Origin of the sequence: Variovorax sp. PDC80 (genome assembly GCF_900115375.1) — a bacterium.
Taxonomy (GTDB): Bacteria; Pseudomonadota; Gammaproteobacteria; order Burkholderiales; family Burkholderiaceae_C; genus Variovorax.
Genome location: NZ_FOWG01000005.1, coordinates 495345 through 521320, shown reverse-complemented (window position 1 = coordinate 521320; position 25976 = coordinate 495345). Strand labels below are relative to the sequence as shown.

At 70.3% G+C, this 25976-nt stretch carries 10 protein-coding genes; 7 read left to right on the top strand and 3 right to left on the bottom strand.

What is annotated here, in order from left to right:
- Nucleotides 1-94 precede the first annotated feature (94 nt).
- Complete coding sequence (locus BM109_RS17990; RefSeq protein WP_093345012.1) at nucleotides 95-826, bottom strand: GntR family transcriptional regulator; 732 nt, start codon at nucleotides 824-826, stop codon at nucleotides 95-97.
- 92 nt (nucleotides 827-918) lie between these two features.
- Between BM109_RS17990 and BM109_RS17985 the strand changes: the two genes are divergently transcribed.
- From BM109_RS17985 to BM109_RS17960, 6 genes are all read left to right on the top strand, one after another.
- Complete coding sequence (locus tag BM109_RS17985; RefSeq protein ID WP_093345009.1) at nucleotides 919-2295, top strand: class-II fumarase/aspartase family protein; 1377 nt, start codon at nucleotides 919-921, stop codon at nucleotides 2293-2295.
- A gap of 24 nt (nucleotides 2296-2319) precedes the next feature.
- The gene (locus BM109_RS17980) at nucleotides 2320-3675 is read left to right on the top strand and encodes a cation:dicarboxylate symporter family transporter (protein ID WP_093345007.1); all 1356 of its coding nucleotides are present in this window, start codon (nucleotides 2320-2322) and stop codon (nucleotides 3673-3675) included.
- A gap of 22 nt (nucleotides 3676-3697) precedes the next feature.
- A complete protein-coding gene (locus tag BM109_RS17975) occupies nucleotides 3698-5104 on the top strand; it encodes a class II fumarate hydratase (RefSeq protein WP_093345004.1) in 1407 nt (468 codons plus the stop codon).
- Between the two features lie 277 nt (nucleotides 5105-5381).
- Nucleotides 5382-7523, top strand: coding sequence for a sensor histidine kinase (locus tag BM109_RS17970; protein ID WP_093345001.1), 2142 nt, complete (start codon nucleotides 5382-5384; stop codon nucleotides 7521-7523).
- Nucleotides 7520-8257: a response regulator transcription factor gene (locus BM109_RS17965; RefSeq protein ID WP_093344999.1), complete on the top strand. Its 738-nt coding sequence runs from the start codon at nucleotides 7520-7522 to the stop codon at nucleotides 8255-8257. The genes BM109_RS17970 and BM109_RS17965 overlap by 4 nt, the downstream gene beginning before the upstream one ends.
- Before the next feature lie 290 nt (nucleotides 8258-8547).
- Complete coding sequence (locus BM109_RS17960) at nucleotides 8548-23391, top strand: autotransporter-associated beta strand repeat-containing protein (RefSeq protein ID WP_177239373.1); 14844 nt, start codon at nucleotides 8548-8550, stop codon at nucleotides 23389-23391.
- A gap of 4 nt (nucleotides 23392-23395) precedes the next feature.
- On the opposite strand, the gene BM109_RS17955 is transcribed toward BM109_RS17960, so the two are convergent.
- A complete protein-coding gene (locus BM109_RS17955) occupies nucleotides 23396-24247 on the bottom strand; it encodes a nucleotidyltransferase (RefSeq protein ID WP_093344995.1) in 852 nt (283 codons plus the stop codon).
- Nucleotides 24248-24380: 133 nt separating this feature from the next.
- Here BM109_RS17955 and BM109_RS17950 point away from each other — a divergent pair, with 133 nt between their 5' ends.
- A complete protein-coding gene (locus BM109_RS17950) occupies nucleotides 24381-25157 on the top strand; it encodes a metallophosphoesterase family protein (protein ID WP_093344992.1) in 777 nt (258 codons plus the stop codon).
- A gap of 100 nt (nucleotides 25158-25257) precedes the next feature.
- Here the strand turns inward: BM109_RS17950 and BM109_RS17945 are convergent, their stop codons facing one another.
- Nucleotides 25258-25962, bottom strand: coding sequence for a glutathione binding-like protein (locus BM109_RS17945; protein ID WP_093344989.1), 705 nt, complete (start codon nucleotides 25960-25962; stop codon nucleotides 25258-25260).
- Nucleotides 25963-25976 lie beyond the last annotated feature (14 nt).

The window sequence follows — 25976 nt, the reverse complement described above, 5'->3', positions numbered from 1 at the left end:
GCTCCAATTGGGCACCTGTCGCTTGGGTCTGGCTCGCTGAAGCACGTATCCTCGCTACTAGGCTGGCCGCGTAGATCATTTCAAATACACCCTCTCAGCCCTTCGCGCGCTGCAGGTGCGTGGTGATGAAGAAGCGTTCGCCCGGGTGCGTGGCGACCGAACTCACGAGCACCTCGCCGTCGGCGTCGAGGTAGCGCCGCAGGATCTGCAAGGTCGCGCTGCCGGCCTCGATGCGCAGCTTGCGCGCCATCGCCGCCGAGGCGTCGACCGCGCGCACCTGCTGCACGATCTCGGCCACGCGCAGGCCGTAGTGCTGCTCGAGCAGCGCGCTGACCAGCGTGTCGGGCGCGGCGCGCACCAGCGCCTCGAGCGCCGCGTACTGGGTGTCGACGTAGATGTCGGTCCAGCCCAGCGGCAGGCCCTGCGGGCCTTCCTCCATGCGCAGGCTCGAGATGCGCAGCCAGCGCGTGCCTTCCTCGCAACCGAGCAGGCGCGACAGCGCGGCATTGCTCGCGATGGTGTCGATCTCGGGCGCCAGGCGCAGGTGGGCGGCGCCGTACTGCATGAGGTCCTCCACCGAGGCCAGCGACTGCTGGAAGCCCATGCGCGCCACCGTCGACTCGACACGCGTGCCCACGTTCTTGCGCCGCGACACCAGGCCCGCGTCCTGCAGCTCCTGCAGCGCCATGCGCACCGTGTGGCGGCTGATCCCGTAGTGATCGCGCAGCTCGAGTTCGGTCGGCAGCAGCGAGCCCAGCGGGAAGCGGCCCGAGGCGATGCCTTCCTTCAGTTCCTGGGCGATGTCGGTGAAGCGCGGCTTGTTCATGGTGGCTCGATTTTGACCTAAGGGTAAACCCTGTTCATGCATATGTCCGAACATATTAAATTAAATATGTCCGAACATATCAAAGCCCGTCCATGTCCTCCGCCTCCCTCCCGATGGCCAGCACCGTCGTCGATTCGATCCTTTTCCGCGACGCCTTCGGCACCGCGCCGATGCGCGCGCTGTTCTCCGACGTGGCGCTGATCCAGCGCTACATCGATGCCGAGATCGCGCTGGCGCGCGCCGAGGCCAAGGTGGGCGTGATCCCGGCCGAAGCGGCCGAGGTCATCGCGCGCGAGTCGCGCATCGAGCGCATCGACTTCGACCACATGCGCCACGAGACCGACATCGTGGGCTACCCGATCCTGCCGCTGGTGCACCAGCTGGTCGCCATGTGCGGCGACGCGGGCCGCTACGTGCACTGGGGCGCGACCACGCAGGACATCATGGACACGGCCGTCGCGCTGCAGGTGCGCGATGCGCTCGACTTGGTCGACGCCGAGATCCGCGAGCTGCGCGCCATCCTGGCCGACCTCGCGCGCAAGCACCGCGACACGCCGATGGCCGGGCGCACGCACCTGCAGCAGGCGCTGCCCGTGACCTTCGGCTACAAGGTCGCGATCTGGCTCGCCATGTTCGACCGCCACCAGCAGCGCCTGGCCGAGCTGCGCCCGCGCGTGGCCGTGGTCGAGTTCGCGGGCGCGGCCGGCACGCTGGCCTCGCTGGGCGACAAGGGCTTCGAGGTACAGGCGGCGATGGCCGAGGAACTGAAGCTCGGCGTGCCCGCGACCACCTGGCACGTGGCGCGCGACGGTTTCGCCGAGGCGGTGAACCTGCTGGCGCTCATCACCGGTTCGCTCGGCAAGATCGCGCTCGACATCATGATCATGGCCTCGACCGAGTTCGCCGAGGTCTACGAGCCCTTCGTCAAGGGACGCGGCGCGAGCAGCACCATGCCGCAGAAGCGCAACCCGATCTCGAGCGAGCTGATGCTCGCGGCCTCGAAGGCGGTGCGCCAGCATGCGGGCCTGATGGTCGATGCGATGGTGCAGGACTTCGAGCGCGCCACCGGCCCGTGGCATGCCGAATGGATCGCGATCCCCGAGAGCTTCATCCTCACGGCCGGCGCGCTGCACCAGGCCAAGTTCGCGCTCGGCGGGCTGATCGTCGACGAGGCGCGCATGAAGCACAACCTGGGCATCAGCCGCGGCCTGATCGTGGCCGAGGCCGTGATGATGGGCATGGCGCCGCACATCGGCCGCCAGCAGGCGCACGATGTGGTCTACGACGCCTGCCGCACCGTCAACGAGAAGGGCGGCACGCTGGCCGAGGCGCTGGCCGCGCTGCCCGAGGTCACGGCGCATTTCGACCGCGCGGCCATCGATCGCCTGACCGACCCCGCCAACTACCTGGGCCTCGCGCCCCGGATGGTGGACCGCGCGCTGGCGCTGTCCGCGCAGGCCCGGGGCTGAGCCCGGGCACCCAAGGAGACAACCATGCTCAACGATTCCACCCTGGTCGCGCCGCCGAAGAAGCTGCCCTGGTACCGCAAGCTCGGCATGCAGGTGCTGGTCGCGCTGCTGCTGGGCATCGCGGTCGGCTTCGTCTTTCCGAAGTTCGCGGGCCAGCTCAAGCTGCTCGGCGACATGTTCCTGTCGCTCATCAAGGCGGGCGTGGCGCCGCTGGTGTTCCTCACCATCGTGCACGGCATCGCCTCGGCCGGCGACGTGCGCAGCGCGGGGCGCGTGGGCTGGCGCTCGCTCGTCTACTTCGAGGTGATCTCGACCATCGCGCTGGTCATCGGCCTGCTGGCGGGCAACCTGCTGCAGACCGGCAAGGGCATGGCCTCCGTGGCCGGTGCGGCCGCGGCACCGGCGGTGAAGGCCGCCGCGCCGCAGGGCTTCCTCGAATTCATGGCGCACATCGTGCCCGACAACTTCGTCGGCGCCTTCGCCAAGGGCGAGCTGCTGCAGGTGGTGGTGCTGGCGGTGATGGTGGGCATCGGCATCCTCGCGATCCCCGAGAGCCGGCGCGAGAAGATCAACGGCGGCCTCGACATCATCTCGGAGGTGCTGTTCTCCTTCATCAACCTGGTGATGAAGCTCGCGCCCATCGGCACCTTCGGCGCGGTGGCCTATTCGGTGGGCAGCAACGGCTCCGCGGTGCTGGTGGCGCTGGCGCAGCTGGTGCTGAGCTTCTATGCGGTGATCGTGCTGTTCATCGCGGTGGTGCTGGGGCTGGTCGCGAAGTTCGCGGGCTTCAGCCTGTGGCGCTTCCTGCGCTACATCAAGGACGAGATCCTGATCGTGCTGGGCACCGCCTCCTCGGAGAGCGCGCTGCCGCGCCTGCTCGTGAAGCTCGAGCGCCTGGGCTGCGCCAAGCAGACCGTGGGCCTGGTGCTGCCCACGGGCTATGCGTTCAACCTCGACGGCACCTCGATCTTCATGGCCATGGGCGTGATGTTCATCGCGCATGCCTACGGCGTGCCGCTCACGCTCGACCACCAGATCGGCATCCTGCTGCTGATGCTGCTGACCTCGAAGGGCGCGGCCACGGTCTCGGGCGGCTCGTTCGTGGTGTTCGCGGCCACCGTCACCTCGACCGGGCTGCTGCCGGTCGAGGGCCTGGCGGTGATCTTCGGCGTCTACCGCTTCCTGTCGATGGCCATCTCGACCTGCAACGTGATCGGCAACAGCGTGGCCACCGTGGTGGTCGCCAAGTGGTCGGGCACCTTCGACGCACAGCAGGCCGAGCGCCACCTCTACCCCGAGCGCTACCCCGACACCGCGCAGGCCGACCAGGACCTCGACGACGGCGTGGCGCCCGTCGACGCCCATGCCGCGCGGGCCTGACGCCGTGACTGCCATGACTGCCATGACCGCCATGCGCATCGAACACGACGCCTTCGGTCCGATCGAGATTCCGGCCGACCGCTACTGGGGCGCGCAGACCCAGCGCGCACTGGGGGTCTTCGAGATCGGCGAGGAGCGTTTTCCCGCGGGCCTGATCCACGCCTTCGGCCTGCAGAAGATGGCCGCGGCGCGCGCCAACCTGCGCTGCGGCGCGCTCGACGCGGCGCAGGCGGCGCCGATCCTCGAGGCCGCTGCCGAGCTGCGCGACGGCCGCTTCGACGACCACTTCCCGCTCACCGTGTGGCAGACGGGCTCGGGCACGCAGACCAACATGAACGCGAACGAGGTCATCGCCAACCGCGCGAACGAACTGCTGGGGCAGCCGCTCGGCACCAAGTCGCCGGTGCATCCCAACGACCACGTCAACGCCTCGCAGTCGTCGAACGACAGCTTTCCGACCGTGATGCACATCGCGACCGCGCTCGAACTGCGCCGGCGCCTGCGGCCCGCGCTGCAGTTGCTGCAGCAGCGCCTGCACGAGCGCAGCGAAGCCTTCGCGGACGTGCTGAAGATCGCGCGCACCCACCTGATGGACGCGGTGCCGATGACGCTGGGGCAGAGCTTCGACGCCTTCGCGCGCCAGGTCGGCCACGGCATCGACCGCATCGACGCCACCTTCCCGCGCCTGCAATTGCTGGCGCAGGGCGGCACCGCGGCGGGCACCGGGCTCAATGCGCCGCCGGGCTTCGATGCCGCCTTCTGCGAGGAACTGGGCGCGCTCAGCGGCATCGCCTTCGCGCCCAACCCCAGCAAGTTCGAAGGCATGGCCTCGCACGACGCGCTGGTGGAGGTGTCGGGCGCGCTCAACGTGCTCGCGACCTCGCTCGTGAAGATGGCCAACGACCTGCGGCTGCTGGGCTCGGGCCCGCGCTGCGGCCTGGGCGAGCTGCGCATTCCGGACGACGGGCTCACGAGCTCGATCATGCCGGGCAAGCGCAACCCGACCATCGCCGAGGTGGTGGTGCAGGCCGGGCTGCAGGCCATGGGCAACCACCTCACCATCACCATGGCGGGCGCCTCGGGCAACTTCGAGCTCAACGTGGCCAAGCCGCTGATCATCCAGAACCTGCTGCAATCGATCCGCGTGCTGGCCGATGCCTCGCGCGTGTTCGCCGAGCGGCTGGTGAAGGACATCGAGCCCGAGCGCGCGCGGCTCGCGGCGAACGTCGACAACGCCTTGCTGGCGGTGACGGCGCTGAACCCGGTGCTGGGCTACGACCGCGTGGCGCGCATCACGCACGAGGCGCTCGCGCGCGGCATCACGCCGCGGGCGGCGGCCATCGCCTTGCAGCTCATCGACGGCGACGCGTACGACCGGCTCGTCGATCCGGCGGCGATGGCCAGGCCCGCGGGCACCGCTGCGGCCTGAGGGACCCGGGCGCCGGGCCGAGGGTCCGCGAAACGGCAGGGTGAAAGAAAAAGTAAGGTGCAAACTCCGCAGCCGCGCCCCAGAATCCGGGGCGAAACGGCGGCGGAGTCCGCGCGGCGATGGCGCCCGGCCTCCACCCATCCCGAGGGCGGCGAGCAGGCGCCACGGATGCCGGTAGTTCCAGAACCCCTGACGGACGAGCACACCCATTCCCGCGAAGCCCCGCATGAATTCGAGGACCCGGACGGCCACTTCATTCATGGCGCCATGCCGGACGATGTTCGGGTTGCGGTGCGCCGCGATCCGCGTGGCGCTGGGACTCGCCTGGTTGCTGCTCGCGTGCCTGGCGCTGCCGAGCCATGCGCAGCCGGGGCCGCTGCGGCTCGATGCCGGCCTGAGCATGTTCGAGCGCAACCTCGACGGGCGTTCGCAGGCCTACTACGACGCCACCGGCCAGCTGACGCGCGAGCAGGTGGCGTCGTCGCCCTACCGGGAACGATTCGAGACGCTGCCGGGCGCCCTCAACGGCGGCTACGCCCGGGGCGCGTGGTGGGTGCGCTTCCAGGTCCAGGCTTCGCCCGCGGAGGTCGAGCGCCCGCTCGAGAGCGGCTGGTGGTTGCGGCTCAATGCACCGTATGTCGACTACCTCGACGTCTGGTGGCCCGATGCCGGCGCCGGCGCGAGCGGTGGCTTCGCGCACCGCGCGCTGGGCGGGATGCGTGCCAGCGCCCAGCGCGAGATGCCCTGGTCGATCTCGGCCGTGCGCCTGCCCGCGCTGCCCGATACCGAGCCGCGCTGGGTCTGGGTGCGCCTGGCGGGCGACCGCACCCTGAGCCTCGCCGGCGGTGTCTCGCCGCTGCGGGAACTGGCCACGGTGCAGCAGCGGCTCAACTACGCCGACGCGGCGGTGGTCGGCATGGCCCTGTTGATGGCGGTGGTCAGCCTGATGATGGGCATCGCGCTGCCGGACCGCCGCTTCATCGCCTACGCCGGCTACCTCGTCACGCTCGGCCTGCTGTTCGGGAGTTCGGAGGGCATGCCGGCATTCCTGTGGCTGCAGAACAGCCCCGTGGCCGCCGTGCGGCTGCACAACTTCTCGGTCTGCCTGCACACGGCTGCCGCGTTCGGCTTCGCCCGCGTGCTGCTCGACATGGAGCGGCAGTTCCCGCGCATGAACCGCGTGTTCCAGGTCATGACGCTGGTCTGCCTCGCGGCGTGCGCGGTGGCCATCGCCGGCGGCTACGGGCATGTCGCGCGGCCGCTGAACCTGGCGTGGGTGGTCTTCGCGGCCTGCGTGGTGCCGATGTGCGTCATGGCGCTGCGCCGGAACATCCAGGCCTGGCCGGGGCTGATCGGCTATGCGATCTACTTCCTGATGGGCTCGGTGCACTTCGCCAAGAACCTGCAGTGGCTGCCCTACACGCAGCTCACGCAGTACAGCTACGTGTTCGGCAGCATCCTGCACATCATGGCCTTCTTCTTCGCGCTGGGCTGGCGCGTGCGCCATCGCGAGCGGCGGGCGCTGTCGCTCTCGCTGCGGCATCGCGCGCGGCTCGCGCAGCGCGTGAACGAGCGCACGCGCGACCTGCGCCAGGAGATCGCCGAGCACCATCGCACCCACGACCAGCTGGCGCTGGCGCTGCGCGAGCAGCGCGGCCTGCTGGCCATGGTGTCGCACGAGTTCCGCACGCCGCTCGGCACCATCGGCGGCTCGGCGCAGATCCTCTCGGACGACCGGCTCGGGCTGGCGCGCGAGGAGGTCAAGAAGGAGGCCGAGAAGATCAGCCGCACGGTCTTTCGCATGCGCGACCTGGTCGACACCCTGCTGGCCGACGAATGGCTCGATGCCTCGAGCAACAACCTGAGCCTGGCGCCGATCGAGCTCGCGGTCTTCCTGCGCGAGAAGATCGAGGAGCACAACGAGGGCGTCGCCGGCGGGCGCATCTCGCTGCAGCTCGACGCGCGCGAGCTGCCGGTGCTGGCGGACGAGACGCTGATGCACATCGCGATGGACAACCTGCTGACCAACGCCATCAAGTACGCGCCGCCGCATTCGCCGGTGCGCGTGCGCGCCGGCATCCGGCGCTGCCGTTCCGATGATTTTCCCGAGGGCGACGCGATACCGGGCGTCTGCATCCAGGTGTGCGACGAAGGCCCGGGCTTCATGCCGCAGGACCTGACGCACGTGTTCGAGCGCTTCTATCGCGCGGCCGGCGTGCGGCGCATTCCGGGCATCGGGCTGGGCCTGCACATGGTGCACCGCATCGCCACGGTTCATGGTGGCAGCGTGGTCGCGTCCAACGGGCCCGGCGAGGGCGCCGTGCTGACGCTGACGCTGCCGCTGCTGGGCAGCGCCGAGCCGCCGGAAACCCGTCGTGCGATCGCGATGTCGATGGCCGACCCCGGAGGCGGCCGATGACCGCCGCCACCCGCGTGCTGGTCATCGAGGACGACGAGGACCTGCGCGACACGGTGCTGCGCTACCTGCGCGGCGTGGGCATGCTGGCCCATGGCGTGGACAGCGCCGAGAAGCTCGACGCGGAACTGGAGCGGCAGGATTTCGATGCCGTGGTGTGCGACGTCAACCTGCCGGGCGAGGACGGATTCAGCGTGCTGGCGCGGCTGCGATCGCGCAGCGCCATGCGCATCGTGATGCTGACCGCGCGCGGCATGCTGAACGACCGCCTGCATGGACTGGGACTGGGCGCCGACTACTACCTGGTCAAGCCGGTGAACCTGCGCGAGCTCGAGATGGTGCTCAACAACCTGCTGCAGCGCAGCCAGGAAACGCCGGGGCAGGGGACGCGCGAGCCCGGTGTTGCGGAGGCCGGCGAACTCGCCGCGCACGCGCCCTGGCGTTACCACTACACCACCTGGCTGCTGCTGTCGCCCACCGGCGAGCGCGTGCAGTTGTCGAACGCGGAAGCACGGCTCCTGCAATGCCTGATCGAGCAGCCGCGCGAAGTGGTGGACCGCGGCACGCTGCTCGCGGCGATGGGGCGGCCCGGCCTCGAAGCCTACGAGCGCAACCTCGATGTCACGGTCTCGCGCCTGCGGCGCAAGGCCGAGCAGGCCAGCGGCGAGAAGCTGCCGATCGTCGCGGTGCGCGGCGAGGGCTACAGCTTCCAGGGGGATGCGCGCATCGAGCCTTGATCCAGGCGAGTACGAAGGCATTCCTTTGTCGGCGGGGCTACGGTTTTCCAGAGGGATTTGCGGGGTTCATTGCAAGAAAAAGTAAGGTGCAAATCGAGTAGCGGAACTTGAGAATTTCGCTCGAAGCGGCAGCGCAGTGATGCCGCACATGCCATGCGCCTCCTCGCGACTGCATGGCAGGAGGAGACCCCCATGAACAGCCATTCGACAGCCATCGCCCACGCGGCATCGGCTGCATTCGCTTCTGTCCGAAGCGCCTTCCGCACGCCGACCACGGAAGCGAGCCGTTCATGAACAGCGCCTACAAGACGATCTGGAATGCCGCGATCGGCGCCTGGGTGGCCGTCTCGGAAACGACGCGTGCGCGCGGCAAGCGCAGCACCAGCCGGCGTGCGGGCCGCGCGACACGTCTCGTGGGGCTGACCAGGATCGGCATGCTTCCGGCACTCGGGGTGTTCGGTGCGCTGCAGCTCGCGGGCGGTGCGGCCTGGGCCGCCTGCACGCCGGCCGCGCCGGGAGACGGCGCCTTCGTCAGCTGCACCGGCGCGCCGATCCTGCTGCCGCCCAATCCCAACAGCTTCCTGAGCAACGCGAACGGTCTCAACGTCACGGTGCAGGCCGGCGCGGTCATGAGCACGCTGCCCGGCGGCACGGCGTTGAACTTGGGCGGCACCGGCATCACGCTCACCAACCTGGGTGCGATCGATGCCAATGCGGCGGGCTCGCTGGTGCTGGCGCGCGCGCTGTCGATCGGCAACCTGATCGCGCCCGGCAGCGGCGCGCTGGCGGTGAACAACCAGGGCAGCATCGAAGGCACCTACAACGGTACCTTCGGGCTGTCGGGCATCGCCATGCTGATCGCCAACGCCGGCCAGAGCACGATCACCAACGCGGGCACGATCGGACTCGCCGCGCAGGGAGCCTTCGACCCGATCAATGGCATCGCGGTCGGCATCTACGGCGGCGGCAACGTCAACTTCACGAACACCGGCACCATCACGGGTCGGGTCGCGTTCCAGAGTCCGACCGCCGGCGGCAACCGCTTCGTCAATGCGGGCACCATCAACGGCAGCGTCGCGCTCGGCAGCGGCGAACGCGACGACACCTTCATCGCGGTCACCGGTTCGAGCATCAACGGGGGGCTGGGGCCGCTGCCCGGCGTCACGGTCCAGACGGCGGCGAACAGCTTGCTGGCCTACGCGGCCGCCGGCACGGTCGATGCGGGCGTGGGCGGCACCGACACGCTGGTGCTGCAGAACACCGTCAGCAGCCCGGGCTCGGGCAGCGGGGGCAGCGGCACGATCTCGTCGACCCAGTACCTCAACTTCGAGAACCTCCTGGTCAACAGCGGAACCTGGACCCTGCAGGGCCCGGTCGTCAGCGGCAGCGCCGTGCTCAACGGCGGTATCGCGATCTTCGACAGCGCGCTGTCCTTCGGCACCGGCACGCTGACCGGCAGCGGCGGCGCGATGCAGGCCTCGGTGGATGGCCTCGCGTTGGCGCAGAACGTGAACCTCACCAGCGGCCTGATCGTGCAGGGCACCAACAGCCTCACGCTGAACGGCACCGTCAGCGGCGGCAGCGGATTCACCAAGAACGGCACCGGTACGCTCACGCTGAACGGCGTCAACACCTTCAACGGCGGTTTCGCGCTCAACGGCGGCGGCCTGACGCTGGGCAACGCGAGTGCGCTCGGCTCGGGCCTGTTCCTGGTGGGCGGCAATGTCGCTCTCAACACCTTCTTCACCGGCACGCTCAACAACCAGGTGCAGCTCAGCGGCGCGCTGACGCTCGACGGGACGGGCACGCTGACCTTCGGCGCACCCATCTCGGGCGGCGGCAGCCTGAGGTCGAACGGCAACCTTGCACTGGCCGCCAGCAACACCTATGGCGGCGGCACGACGATGGGCGGCGGCAGGCTGGACGTGGGCAGCAACACGGCGCTCGGCACCGGCGACCTCACCATCGACGGCGCCTCCGTGCTGACCGGCGCGGCCGGCGTGACGCTCGCCAACAACGTGGTGCTCAACAACACGCTGAACTTCGGCGCGGCCGGCAGCGGCGGCGCGCTCACGCTCAATGGCACGATCAGCGGCGCCGGCGGCATCAGCCTGGCCGGCGCGCCGGGCGTCACGCTCAACGGTGCCAACACCTTCACCGGTGGCTTCAACCTCGGCGCCGGCACGCTCACCGTGGGCAACGACACGGCGCTGGGCCAGGCCGGCGTCACGGTCAGCGGCCCGAGCTCGCTCGAGGCGAACCAGGCGGTGAGCCTCGCCAACGACTTCCGCCTCAATGCGGCGCTCACCGTCGGCGGCAGCAACGACCTCGCGCTCAACGGCGCGATCACCGGACTGCGCGCATTGACGAAGAACGGCACGGGCCGCCTCACGCTGGGTGGCGCGAACACCTTCTCGGGCGGGGTGGACCTGCAATCCGGCGCGCTGCGCGTGGGCACCGACACCTCGCTCGGCGGGGGCGACCTGACGGTGAGCGGCACCGCCGCGCTCGACGCGAGCGCGGCCGTGAACCTCGCGAACGACGTGGTGCTCAATGCGAACCTGAACGTCGATGGCGCGAACGACATCGCGCTCGGCGGCCAGATCCTGGGCACCGGGGGCATCATCTACAGCGGCACCGGCACCTTGACGCTCGGCAAGGCCAACGGCTTCACCGGCGGCACCACGCTCAACAGCGGCACGCTGAGCCTCGGCGACGGCCTCGCGCTGGGGAGCGGCAAGCTCTTGGTGGCCGGCAACGCGAACCTGCGCAGCGGCGTGGTGAACATCGGGGTGAACAACGGCGTGTCGCTGGGTGCCGGCGCCACGCTCGGCGTGGACGGCAGCAACCCGCTGACGCTGACCGGCACCATCGACGGCGACGGCGCGCTCGCGTTGTCCGGCACGGGCGCGGTGGGTCTGACCGGTGCCAACACCTACGGCGGCGGCACGACCGTCACGGGCACCACGCTGATCGTCGCCAACACCAGCGGCAGCGCCACCGGCAGCGGCGCGGTGCAGGTGCAGGGCGGCGGCACGCTCGGCGGCAGCGGCAGCATCGCGGGCACGGTGAACGTCGGCGAGGGCATCCTGTCGCCCGGTGCCGGCGGCGCGGGCACGCTGACCGTCGGCGGCCTGAACCTCGCGGCCGGCTCGACGCTGAACTACGAGCTCGGCCAGGCCGGCGTGGCGGGCGGGGCGCTCAACGACCTGATCAGCGTCAACGGCAACCTGCAGCTCGACGGCACGCTCAACGTGACGCAGTCGCAGGGCGGCAAGTTCGGCGCCGGCCTCTACCGGCTCATCGACTACACCGGCACGCTGACCGACAACGGCCTGGAGATCGGCACCGCGCCGACCGACGCGAAGAACCTGCAGGTGCAGACCAGCGTCGCGAACCAGGTCAACCTGGTCAACAGCGACGGCGTGACGCTCACCTTGTGGGACGGCGCCGATCCGGCGAACTTCAACGACGGCAAGATCGCCGGCGGCAGCGGCACCTGGCGCGCAGGGGGCTCGACCTCGAGCTGGACCGGCGTCGACGGCGCGCTCAACGCCGGCTGGCAGCAGGATGGCGTGGCCATCTTCAGCGGCCAGGCCGGCATCGTCACGGTCGACACCCAGGGCGGGGCGAAGCCGGTGGGCATCGGCGGCGCGCAGTTCGCGGTCGACGGCTACACGGTCAACGGCGATGCGCTCACGATCGGCGCGCCGGCCACGGTGGTGCGCGTGGGCGACGGCACCGCGGCGGGTGCGGGCATGACCGCGACCATCGCTTCCGAGATCACCGGCGCGGGCGGCCTGGTCAAGGACGACCTGGGCACGCTGGTGCTGGACGGCAGCAACAGCTACAGCGGCGGCACCACCATCAAGGGCGGCATCCTGCAGATCGCGTCGGATGCCAACCTCGGCGCGGTCGGGGGCGGCCTCGCCCTCGAAGGCGCCACCTTGCACGTGACGGGCGACACGGCCAGCAAGCGCGCCGTGAGCCTGGGCACGGGGGTCAACAGCTTCGACATCGACCAGACCGTCGCGCTGGACGGCACGGTCAGCGGCGCGGGCAGCCTGCGCAAGATCGGCACGGGCACCTTGCAGCTCGGTGCGGCCAATGCATACGTCGGCGGCACCGACGTGGCCGCGGGCGCGGTCGAGGCCCTGGTCACGGGCGCGCTCGGCAGCGGCCCGGTGTCCGTGGCCGACAACGCCTCGCTGGCCTTCACCAACACGGCCGAAGCGGGCGCGCTCGCGATCACCGTGGCCGCGCGCGGTGGCGCGCCGGGCGACAACGGCGGCTTCGTCGCATTCCGCGACAGCAGTTCGGCCGGCGACGCGAGCATCACGACGAACCAGGGCGCCTCGGTCGAGTTCCGCGACGCCTCGAGCGCGGGCAATGCGGTGATCGAGAACCGCGGCGGCTCGACCACGCTGTGGTTCAACGCGAATGGCGGCAAGGCGCAGATCACGAATTTCGCCGGCGGGCTGGTCAACCTGCTCGACGACGCGAGCGCGGGGCAGGCGCGCCTGGTCAATGGGAACGGCGGTGTGATCGACATCGCCGACCGTGCGAGCGCGGACCAGGCCACGGTGGTGAACGACGCGGGGGCGCTGCTGCGCATCAGCAAGCTCACTACGGCGGGCGTGAGCATCGGCTCGCTCGAGGGCGCGGGCGACGTGCAGCTGGGGGCCAAGGCGTTGACCACCGGCGGGTTGAACACGAGCACCATGCTGTCGGGCACGATCAGCGGCAACGGCGGGTCGGTCGTGAAGGTCGGCAGCGGCACGCTCGGCCTGAACGGTGCCAATACCTACACCGGTGGCACGACGGTGGCGGGGGGCACGCTCGCCGCGAACAACGCGAGCGGCAGCGCCACCGGCACCGGCGGCGTGCAGGTGCAGTCGGGCGCCACGCTCGCGGGCTCCGGCAGCATCGCGGGCACGGTCACGGTCGCCGACGGCGGCGTGCTGTCGGCCGGTAATGCGGGTGTGGCGGGCGGCGTCGGCACACTCACGCTCGGTGGCCTGAACCTCGCGGCCGGCTCCGTGCTGAACTACGAGCTCGGCCAGGCCGGCGTGGCAGGCGGCACGCTCAACGACCTGATCAGCGTCAACGGCAACCTGCAGCTCGACGGCACGCTCAACGTCGCGCAGTCCGCGGGCGGCAAGTTCGGCGCCGGCCTCTACCGCCTCATCGACTACACCGGCACGCTGACCGACAACGGCCTGGAGATCGGCACGTCGCCGACCGACGCGAAGAACCTGCAGGTGCAGACCGCGGTGGCGAACCAGGTCAACCTGGTCAACAGCGAAGGCGTGACGCTCACCTTGTGGGATGGCAGCACGCCCGCGAACTTCAACGACGGCAAGGTCGCGGGCGGCAGCGGCACCTGGCGCGCGGGCGGCTCGACCTCGAGCTGGACCGGCATCGACGGCAAGCTCAACGGAGGCTGGCAGCAGGACGGCGTGGCCGTCTTCAGCGGCCAGGCTGGCACCGTCACGGTCGACACGCAGGTGGGTGCGAATCCGGTGCGCCTCGGCGGCGCACAGTTCGCGGTGAGCGGCTACACGATCAACGGCGACGCGCTCACGATCACCGCACCCCAGACGGTGGTGCGCGTGGGTGACGGCACCAACGCGGGCGCGGGCATGACGGCGACCATCGCGTCCGCGCTGACCGGCACCGGCGGCCTGGTGAAGGAAGACCTCGGCACGCTGGTGCTCGACAGCTTCAACAGCTACAGCGGCGGCACCACCATCAAGGGCGGCGTGCTGCAGATCGCTTCCGACGGCAACCTCGGCGCGGAGACGGGCGGCCTCGCGCTCGAGGACGGCGCCACGCTGCACGTGACCGGCGGAGCTTCGGGCACGCGGGCCGTGAGCCTGGGCGCGGGTGTGGCCACCTTCGAGGTGGTCCCGGTCGAGACCCTGAGCCTCGGGGGCAAGGTCAGCGGCGCGGGCCGCCTGCGCAAGACCGGCGCGGGGCTGCTGCAGCTCATCGTGGCCAACGACTACACGGGTGGCACCGAGATCGCGCAGGGCAGGATCAATGCGACGGTGACGGACGCGCTCGGCAGCGGGCCGGTGTCGGTGGCGGGCAATGCCACGCTGGTCTTCGCCAATACGGCCGAGGCGGGCAAGCTCGCGATCACCGCGGCCGCGAGTGGCGGCGCGCCGGCCGACAAGGGCGGCTTCGTGCAGTTCCTCAACGGCAGCTCGGCCGGCGAAGCGACCCTGGTGGCGAACCAGGGCGCCTCGATCGAATTTCGCAACACCTCGAGCGCGGGCAAGGCCGTGATCGAGAACCGCGGTGGCTCGACCGACTTCCGGCTCAATGCCAGCGCGGGCCAGGCGCAGATCACCAACCTCGCGGGTGGCCGCATCCGTCTGTTCGACGACGCGAGCGCGGGGCAGGCACGGCTGGTCAACGAAAGCGGCGGGCTGATCGACTTCTTCGACCGCGCGAGCGCCGACCAGGCCACGGTGGTCAACAACGCGGGCGCGAAGCTCGACATCGGCAGCCTCGTCAATGCGGGCACCAGCGTCGGTGCGCTCGACGGCGCGGGCGACGTGCTGCTGGGCGCGAAGGCGCTGACCACGGGTGGGCTCAACACCAGCACCACCCTGTCGGGCACGATCAGCGGAACCGGTGGCTCGGTCGTCAAGGTGGGCAGCGGAACGCTGGCGCTCACCGGGGCCAACAGCTACACCGGTGGCACCACGGTGGCGGCCGGCACGCTGGCCGCGAACAACGCGAGCGGCAGCGCGACCGGCACGGGCGCCGTGCGGGTGCAGGGCGGCGCCACGCTCACGGGCACCGGCAGCATCGCGGGCGCGGTCACGGTGGCCAAGGGCGGCACCTTGTCGGCGGGCAATGGCGGCGTCGGCACCCTGAGCGTCGGCGCGCTGAGCCTCGATGCCGGCTCGACGCTCAACTACGAGCTGGGCCAGGCCGGCGTGGCCGGCGGCTCGCTCAACGACCTGATCAACGTCAACGGCAACCTGCAGCTCGACGGCACGCTCAACGTGGCCGAGAGCGCGGGCGGCAAGTTCGGCGCGGGGCTGTACCGCCTCATCAACTACACGGGCACGCTGACCGACAACGGGCTGGACATCGGCACCGCGCCGACGGGCAAGCTCTCGGTGCAAACCTCGGTGGCGAACCAGGTCAACCTGCTCAACAGCGACGGCCTCGTGCTGAACCTCTGGGACGGCGGCAACAGCGCCAACTTCAACGACGGCAAGATCGCGGGCGGCGCGGGCACCTGGCGCGCGGGCGCGCCCGGCGACAACTGGACCGACGCCAACGGGCTGGCCAACGGCACCTGGGTGCAGGACGGCTTCGCGATCTTCGGCGGCCAGGCCGGCACGGTCACGGTGGACAACAAGGGCGCGGGCGGTGCGGTGCGCCTGGGCGGCGCGCAGTTCGCGGTCGACGGCTACACGATCAACGGCGACCCGCTCACCATCAGCGCCCCTCAGACGGTGGTGCGCGTGGGCGACGGCTCCAGCGCGAGCGCGGGCATGACCGCGACCATCGCGGCGTCGATCGGCGGCGCGGGCGGCCTCGTGAAGGACGACGGCGGCACGCTGGTGCTGACCGGCAACAACAGCTATGCGGGCGGCACCACGGTCAAGGGCGGCATCCTGCAGATCTCGGCCGACAACAACCTCGGTGCGTTCGGCAAGGGCCTGGCGCTCGACGGCGGCACCTTGCGCATCGCGACCGGCTCCGCGCCGTTCTTCGCCTCGCGCGCACTCGCGCTGGGCGCGGGCGGCGGCACCATCGACCTGGGCAACAGCGTCTTCGGCGTGGGCGGCCTCATCAGCGGCAACGGGCTGCTCACCGTGACCGGCAAGGGTGGCACCCTGGGCCTGGTGGCGGCCAACAGCTACAGCGGCGGCACGCTGCTGCAGGACGGCGCGAGCATCACCACCACCGCCAGCGGCGTGCTCGGCAGCGGCGCGGTGCGCCAGCAGGGCAACGGCACCACGCTGCTCTACACCGACAAGGCGAGCGCGGGCGGCAACGACTACACCGTGGGCCGTGCCGCGAGCGCGGACAGCGGCAACATGCTGGCCTTCGCGCAGAACGCCACGGCCGCGAACTCGAAGATCACGCTCAACGGCGCGGGCTGGCAGACAGCGGGCGTGAACTCGGTGCAGTTCAGCGGCAACACCAGCGCCGGCACGTCGACCATCGCCAACGCGGGCGGGTCGGTCTACTTCTTCCAGGATGCCAGCGCCGGCAGCGCGACCATCGCCAACGGCGGCAAGAGCCAGCTGAGCTTCGGCGGCAACGCCACGGCCGGCGGCGCGCAGATCGGCAATGCATCGGGCGGCCTGGTGCGCTTCGCCGACAACAGCTCGGGCACGGGTGCCACGGTCGCCAATGCCGCGGGCGGCGTGGTCGATGTCTCGGGCTCGACCGCCAAGACCGGCGTGGAACTGGGCTCGCTCTCGGGCGCGGGCGCTGTCGTTCTCGGCGCCACGCGGCTCACCGTGGGCGGCCTGGGCGGCAGCGACACGATCTCGGGCACCGTCAGCGACAAGGGCAGCGTGTTCGCGCAGCCGGGTTCGGGCACGGGCGGCTCGGTCGTCAAGGTCGGCGCGGGCACGCTCACGCTCAGTGGCGCCAACAGCTACACCGGCGGCACCACCGTCGCCGCGGGCACGCTCGCGGTGAACAACGCGAGCGGCAGCGCGACCGGCACGGGTGCGGTGCAGATCCTCGGCGGCGCGGTGCTGTCGGGCAGCGGCAGCATCGCGGGCGCGGTGAGCATCGCCAAGGGCGGCGCGCTGTCTGCGGGCAATGGGGGCCCCGGCACCTTGACGCTCGGCAGCCTGAGCCTGGCCGATGGCGCGACGCTGAACTACCAGCTCGGCCAGGCCAACACCGTCGGCGGTCCGCTCAACGACCTCGTCAACGTCAACGGCAACCTGCAGCTCGACGGCACGCTCAACGTGGCGCAGTCCGCGGGCGGCAGCTTCGGCGCGGGCCTGTACCGGCTCATCAGCTACACGGGCAGCCTGACCGACAACGGCCTGGACATCGGCACCGCACCCGGCGCCAAGACCGACCTGCAGGTGCAGACCTCGGTGGCGCAGCAGGTCAACCTGATCAACCGCGCGGGGCTGTCGCTGAACTTCTGGGATGGCGGCGACGCGAGCAAGTACAACGACGGCCAGGTGGCCGGCGGCTCGGGCACCTGGCGTGTCGGGATTCCGGGCGACGGCTGGACCGGTGTCGACGGCAAGATCAATGCGGCCTGGGCGCAAGGCCAGTTCGCGGTGTTCGGCGGCACTGCCGGCACTGTCACGGTCAATGACGCGGGCGGCACGGTGCGCATCACCGGCGCGCAATTCGCCACCGACGGCTACCGCGTGCAGGGCGATGCGATCGAGCTCGGCAATGCCGCGACCAGCGTGCGCGTGGGCGACGGCACCGCGGCCGGCGCGGGCATGACCGCGACCATCGCGTCCTCGCTGACCGGCACGGGCGGCCTGGTCAAGGAGGACCAGGGCACCCTGGTGCTCGATGGCAGCAACAGCTACAGCGGCGGCACCACCGTCAAGGGCGGCATCCTGCAGATCGCTTCGGACGCCAACCTCGGCGCGGCCACGGGTGGCCTCGTGCTCGAGGGCACCACCCTGCACGTGACCGGCGACACCGCCGGGACGCGCGCCGTGAGCCTGGGTGCGGGTGTCAACAGCTTCGACATCGACCGGACCGTCGCGCTCAACGGCACCGTGAGCGGCGTGGGCAGCCTGCGCAAGATCGGCGCGGGCACCTTGCAGCTCGGTGCGGGCAATGCATATGCCGGCGGCACCGACGTCGCCACCGGCGCGGTCGAGGCCCTGGTCACGGGCGCACTGGGCAGCGGCCCGGTGTCCGTGGCGGACAACGCCTCGCTGGCCTTCACCAACACAGCCGAAGCGGGCGCGCTCGCGATCACCGTGGCCGCACGCGGCAAGGCACAGACCGACAACGGCGGCTTCGTCGCGTTCCGCGACAGCAGCTCGGCCGGCAACGCGAGCATCACGGTGAACCAGGGGGCCGCGGTCGAATTCCGCGACGCCTCGAGCGCGGGCAATGCGGTGATCGAGAACCGCGGCGGCTCGACCACGCTGTGGTTCAACGCGAATGGCGGCAAGGCGCAGATCACGAACTTCGCCGGCGGACAGGTCAACCTGCTCGACGACGCGAGCGCCGGGCAGGCGCGCCTGGTCAATGAGAGCGGTGGGGTGATCGATTTCGCGGACCGTGCGAGTGCGGACCAGGCGACGGTGGTGAACAACGCGGGGGCGCTGCTGCGCATCAGCAAGCTCAGCACGGCCGGCGTGTCGATCGGCTCGCTCGAGGGCGCGGGCGACGTGCAGCTGGGTGCGAAGGCGCTGACCACGGGTGGCTTGAACACGAGCACCACGCTGTCGGGCACGATCAGCGGCAACGGCGGGTCGGTCGTGAAGGTCGGCGGCGGCACGCTCGGCCTGAACGGTGCCAATACCTATACCGGTGGCACGACGGTGGCGGGCGGCACGCTGGCCGTGAACAACACGAGTGGCAGCGCGACCGGCACCGGCGCGGTGCAGGTGCAGGGCGGCGCAACGCTCGCGGGCAATGGCAGCGTGGCGGGTGCGGTGAGCATCGCCAAGGGCGGTGTGCTGTCGGCCGGCAATGCAGGCGTCGGCACGCTCACGCTCGGTAGCCTGAGCCTCGCCGATGGTGCGGTGCTCAACTATGACCTCGGTCAAGCGAACACCGTGGGCGGCGCGCTCAACGACCGCGTCCAGGTCAACGGCAACCTGCAGCTCGACGGCACGCTCAACGTGGCGCAATCGAAGGGCGGCGTGTTCGGCGCGGGCATCTACCGCCTGATCGACTACACCGGCAGCCTGACCGACAACGGCCTGGACATCGGCAGCGCGCCGATCGCGGCCAAGGACCTGCAGGTGCAGACCTCGCTGGCGCAGCAGGTCAATCTCGTGAATCGCACGGGCCTGTCGCTGAACTTCTGGGACGGCGGCGACAACACGAAGTACAACGACGGCAAGATCGCCGGCGGCGCGGGCACCTGGCGTGTGGGCGTGCCGGGCGACGGCTGGACCGGTGCCGACGGCAAGATCAACGCGGCCTGGGCACAGGACCAGTTCGCGGTCTTCGGCGGCACGGGTGGCACGGTCACGGTCAGCAACGCGGGCGGCACGGTGCGCATCAATGGCGCGCAGTTCGCGGCCGACGGCTATGTGCTGCAGGGCGATGCGATCGAGCTCGGCGCTTCGGGCACGGTGGTGCGCGTGGGCGATGGCTCGGGCACGGACGTCGATCGCACGGCCACGGTGAACGTCGCGCTGACTGGTGCCGGTGGTCTGGTGAAGGACGACGTGGGTCGCCTGATCCTCGGTGGCACCAACACCTACACCGGTGGCACCACGGTCAAGGCCGGTGTGCTGCAAGGCGATACGGCGAGCCTGCAAGGCGGCATCGTCAACGACGCCGAGGTCGTGTTCGACCAGGCCAAGACCGGCAGCTACGCGGGCACGATGAGCGGCACGGGCAAGCTGCGCAAGATCGGCACGGGCACGCTGACCTTGACCAGCGCCAACAGCTACGCAGGCGGCACCTTCGTCGACGCAGGCACGCTGGCCACCGACGTGACCGGCGCCCTCGGAAGCGGCGCAGCGAGCGTGGCCTCGGGCGGCACGCTGCAACTGGGTGGCAGTTTCGATGCAGGCACCACGGCCATCGGCAACCAGGGCACGGTGCGCTTCCAGGACAAGGCGAGCGCGGGCACGTCGACCCTCACCAACGCCGCGGGCGGCGTGCTGGCCTTCGCGGACGACGCCTCGGCCGACAAGGCCACGGTGCTCAACCAGGCCGGCGCGCAAGTGCGCATCGATCAGGCGACGACCGGCGTGAGCTTCGGCTCGATCGGCGGCGCCGGCGACCTCGTGCTCGGCGCCAAGGCGCTGACGCTGGGCGCCAGCGGCGACAACGCCACGCTGTCGGGCACGATCAGCGGCACGGGTGGTTCGGTGGTCAAGGTGGGCAGCGGCACGCTGACGCTGACGGGGGCGAACAGCTACACCGGCGGCACCACGGTGGGTGCGGGCACGCTGAGCGTGAACAACAAGAGCGGCAGTGCCACGGGCACGGGTGCGGTTCAGATCCAGAGTGGCGCGACGCTCGCGGGCAGCGGCAGCATCGCGGGCGCGGTCACCGTCGACAAGGGCGGCATCCTTGCCGCGGGCAACAGCCCCGGCACGCTGACCGTGGGCGCGCTCACGCTCGCGAGCGGCTCCACGCTGAACTACGAACTCGGCCAGGCCGGCGTTCCTGGCGGCGCGCTCAACGACCTGATCAACGTCACCGGCAACCTGAACCTCGACGGCACGCTGAACATCGCGCAGTCGGCCGGCGGCAGCTTCGGCCCCGGCCTGTATCGCTTGATGAGCTACGGCGGCAGCTTCACCGACAACGGCCTGGACATCGGCACCGTGCCGGGCTCTGCGAAGGTGGCGGATCTGCAGGTGCAGACCTCGGTGGCGAACCAGGTCAACCTGGTGAACCGCGCGGGCCTGTCGCTGAACTTCTGGGATGGCGGCGACAGCACCAAGTACAACGACGGCCAGGTGGCCGGCGGCAGCGGCACCTGGCGCGTGGGCAACCCGCAGCCCTCGATGGATGGCTGGACCGACATGGACGGCAAGCTCAACGCCAACTGGACACAGAACCAGTTCGCGGTGTTCGGCGGCAAAGCCGGCACCGTGACCGTGGACGCTGTTGGCGGTGCGGTGCGCATCGCCGGTGCGCAGTTCGCGACCGATGGCTATGTGGTGCAGGGCGATGGCATCGTGGTGGACAACGCCAACTCGGTGATCCGCGTGGGCGATGGGACGGCTGCCGGTGCGGCCATGACGGCCACGCTCAATGTCGCGCTGAGCGGCACGGGCGGCATCTCGAAGGAGGACGCGGGTCGGCTGATCCTCGGTGGCACCAACACCTATACCGGTGGCACCACCGTCAAGGGTGGTGTGCTGCAGGGCAGCGCGACGAGCCTGCAGGGCACTATCGTCAACAACGCCGAGGTGGCGTTCGACCAGGGCAAGACGGCCGGCACTTATGCGGGCGTGATGAGCGGCACGGGCAAGCTGCGCAAGATCGGCGCGGGCACGCTGACCTTGAGCAGCGCCAACAGCTACAGCGGCGGCACGTTGGTTGACGCTGGCACGCTTGCCACCGATGTGACAGGCGCATTCGGCAGCGGCGCGGCAAGCGTGGCCTCAGGTGCCACGCTGCAGTTCGGTGGCAAGGCCGATGCGGGCAAGCTCGCGATCGCCAACGCCGGCACGCTGCGACTACAAGACACCGCGAGTGCCGCGGGCGCCACGGTGACCAACGCGGCGGGCGGCCAGGTGCGCATCGACCTCACGACCACGGGCACGAGCATCGGCTCGCTCAGTGGCGCGGGCGATGTGGTGCTCGGCGCGAAGACGCTGACCACCGGCGCCATCGGCGGCGACAACACGATCTCGGGTGCCATCACTGGTACGACGGGCTCGCTCGTCAAGGTCGGCGCAGGCACGCTCACGCTGGCAGGCACTGCCAACTACGCTGGCGAGACCCGCGTGACCGGCGGCACCCTGAAGGCCGGCGCCACCAACGCCTTCAGCGCGGCCTCGAGCGCCGTCGTCGCCAGCGGCGCCACCCTCGACCTCGGCGGCTTCAGCCAGAAGATGGCCGGCCTCACCAACGCCGGCACCGTCTCCCTGCTGGGCACGGTCCCCGGAACCACCTTGACGCTGACCGGCCCCTACGTCGGCAACAACGGCGTGCTGCGCCTCGGCGCGAAGCTCGACAACCCAGGCATCGCCGACCGCCTCGTGCTCGACGGTGCATCGGCCAGCGCGAGCGGCAAGACCACAGTGCAGGTCACCAACCTAGGCGGCCTGGGCGCACGCACCAGCGGCGCGGGTATCGAGCTGATCAGCGCGAAGAACGGCGCGACCACCACCGCGCAGACCAGCAAGGACGCCTTCGTGCTCTCGGGCGGCCGCGTCGACGCCGGCGCCTACGAGTACCGCCTGTACGCGGGCGACGCAGGCGGCGAGGGCGAGAACTGGTACCTGCGCACAGAAGCAGAACCCGGAGCCTCGCTGCCGACGTACCGCGCCGAAGCTTCATTGTTCGCTGCCCTGCCGAACCAATTGCGCCAGAGCAACCTCGGCATGCTCGCCAGCCTGAGCCAGCGCATCGGCGACGACGACGTGCGCGGCAGCGGCGGCGCGAGCACGAGCGTGGATGGCAGCAACCGTCGCGCCTGGGGCCGTCTGATCTCCACCGACATGGACATCCGCCAGGGCGGCACCGTCTCGCCGCATGCCGAGGGCCGCGTGAGCGGGCTGCAGGCCGGTACCGACCTGTGGGCCAATGCGAACTGGCGCGCGGGCATCTACGTGGGCCAGCTCGAGGGCGATACGCGTGTCAGCGGCTTCAGCAGCGGGCTCCTGAACGGCGCAGCGGGTCGCAACGACCTGCGCAGCCAGTACCTGGGCCTGTACGGCACGTTCACGAGCGACGATGGCTTCTATGCCGACACGGTGCTGCAGGCCGGCCGCCATCGCTACACGGTGCAGCCGCAACTGAGCGCTGGTGTCACGGGCAAGGGCAACAGCTTCCTGGCCTCGATCGAAGTCGGCAGGGCCTTCGCGATCGGCTCGGGTGGCTGGTCGGTGGAGCCGCAATTGCAGCTGATCCATCAGCGCCTGCGGCTGGACGACGTGGCGATCCCGGGTGCGCTGGTGCAGCAGGACGCCGACAGCAGCTGGACCGCGCGCGCGGGCGTGCGCATCAAGGGCAGCTTCGCGACGAGCGCGGGCACGCTGCAGCCCTATGCGCGCCTGAATGTCTATCGCAGCTCGAAGGGCAACGACATCGCGCGCTTCGTGAACCCGGCGGCGATCACGCCGGTGGGCGCACCGATCGGCGGCACGAGCACCGAGCTGGCAGCGGGCTTCACGCTGGCACTGAGCCAGCGCACGAGCCTGTATGGCGAACTGGGCAAGCAGTGGGCCTCGGGCGGTGTGGCGCGCGTGGGCAGCTCGGTCAATGCGGGCCTGGGCATTCGCGTGAAGTGGTGAGGCTTCAGTCCGGGGGCTTCCCGCCCTGGGCCTCGGCCCGCGCGGGAATCGCCTCGGTCCACACCGCGATGTCCTCGGGCGTCATCGTGCTCGCGGGCGTGAGGCGTCCATCGACATAGCCGAGCCGCTCGATGTCGTGCAGGAACTGCTCGCGCGAGAGCAAGGTGCCGGCGCACACGTTGTCCCCCGGGGCCTCGGTCGTGCGCAGCTCACCGGCGAGGCGGCCCATCAGCATCGTCATGACCCAGCCGGGCACGTGGTCGCGCTCGGCGGGATAGATGTAGCCGAACAGCGTCAGGTGCGCGAGCAGCACGCGCCAGTGCGCGCCGAAGCGCTCCAGCAGCCCTGGCCAGTCGAGCCGTTGCGCGTTGACCTGCAGCAGGTGCGCGATGTCGCCGCCGTCGTAGCGCTCGCGTTCCATGATGAAGGCCTTCGACACCAGGCAGTCCTCCACGTTGGCGACGCAGACGGAAACGCCGAGCACGTCGGCGCGGCAGTTGCCGTGGAACCAGCGCGCGTCCACCGGCATGAGGCCGTTGCCCGAATTGAAGATCAGGTCGATGAACTCCTGGCCGTCGTAGACCTTGCCGAGCCAGTGCGGAAAGGTCATCTCGGTGCGCCAGCCGTGCCGAAGCGCGACCTGCGCGATGCGCTCGTAGTCCTCGCGGCGGATGAAGAGGTCGAGGTCCTTGGTCGAGCGGCGGATGCCGGTGTAGCAGGCCTGCGCGAACGCGCCGCCGACGAGGAACGGAATGCCGGCCTCGTCGAGCGCGCGCAGCGCGCGCCGGTAGAAATCGGCCACCCGCGGCTCGACTTCGTCTTCGAGCGAGGGCGCGAGCATGGTGGAGGGCGTCATGCACGCAGTGAATGCCGCCGCGCCGGAGGCAGGGCAGGGGCAAAGGGCCCCATCGAATGTCAGACGGGCGCCTACAAGCGCAGCGGGATGAGGCCGATGACGGCGCGCGGCGGCGGGGTGCACGGTGGGTTGCATGCCTACTCCCAAATCATCCACCCATGTCCGCTTCGCCGCCGTCGGCGACATCCATGTGCAGAAGGACTCCGCGGGTTCGCTGCGCGACTTCTTCGCCCAGGCCGCCGACGAGGCCGACGCGCTGCTGTTGTGCGGCGACCTGACCGACTACGGCACGGCGGAGGAGGCGCGGGTGCTGGCCGAGGAGCTCGGCGGCCTCTCGATCCCGATCGTCGCCGTGCTGGGCAACCACGACTTCGAGTCGGGCACGCCCGAGGTGGTGAACGAGGCGTTGACGCGGATCGGCGTGCGCATGCTCGACGGCTCTGCCTGCGAGATCGAGGGCGTGGGCATCGCGGGCGTCAAGGGCTTCGCTGGCGGCTTCGGCCGCGCCTCGCTCGGCGCCTGGGGCGAGCCTGCGATCAAGATGTTCGTGCAGGAGGCGCTCAACGAGGCGATGAAGCTCGAGTCGGCGCTCGCCAAGCTGCGCACCCGGCGCCGCATCGCGATGCTGCATTACGCGCCGATCGTGGGCACGGTGCAGGGCGAGCCGAGCGAGATCTTCGCCTTCCTCGGCAGCAGCAGGCTCGAGGAGCCGCTGCTGCGCTACCCGATCGATGCCGTGTTCCACGGCCATGCGCACCGCGGCACGCTCGAGGGCCGCACCATCAACGGCACGCCGGTCTACAACGTCGCCAAGCCGCTGCTGCAGCGCAGCCGGCCCGACGTGCCACCGTTCCATCTCTACGAAGTGCCGCGAGAGTCCGCTTCGGAACCCGAGCTGGCCGCGCACTGAGCCGCGGACGGGGGCCGCTCGACCCTTCGGGCGCGTCGTGATGAAGAAGCGCCGGCCCGGGTGCGTGGCGACCGAACGCGCGCGCACCTCGCCCTAGGCATCACGCCGCCTTCGGAATCGTCAGCCCCGCGATCACCGCGGGCCGCGCCACGAAGCGCTCGAGCACGCGCGCCACGTTCGGGAAGCTGTCGAAGCCGACCAGCTCGCGCGCCTCGTAGAAGCCGATCAGGTTGCGGATCCACGGGAAGCTCGCGATGTCGGCGATGCTGTAGTCGTCGCCCATGATCCATTCGCGGCCGGCCAGGTGCTTGTCGAGCACGCCGAGCAGGCGCTTCGATTCGGCCACGTAGCGGTCGCGCGGGCGCTTGTCCTCGAACTCCTTGCCGGCGAACTTGTGGAAGAAACCGAGCTGGCCGAACATCGGGCCGATGCCGCCCATCTGGAACATCACCCACTGCAGGGTCTCGTAGCGCTTCGCGGGGTCGGCGCTCAGCAGCTTGCCGGTCTTCTCGGCCAGGTAGAACAGGATCGCGCCCGACTCGAACAGCGGCAGCGGCTTTCCGCCCGGGCCATCGGGATCGATGATCGCGGGGATCTTGTTGTTGGGGTTCAGCGAGAGAAAGGCCTCCGACATCTGGTCGTTGCTGCCGAAGCTCACGAGGTGCGGCTCGTAGGGCAGGCCGATCTCCTCCAGCATGATCGAGACCTTCACGCCGTTGGGCGTGGGCAGCGAGTAGAGCTGCAGCCGCTCGGGGTGCTGGGCGGGCCACTTCTGGGTGATCGGGAAGTCGGCGAGGGAGGTCATGGCGTGAGCCTTTC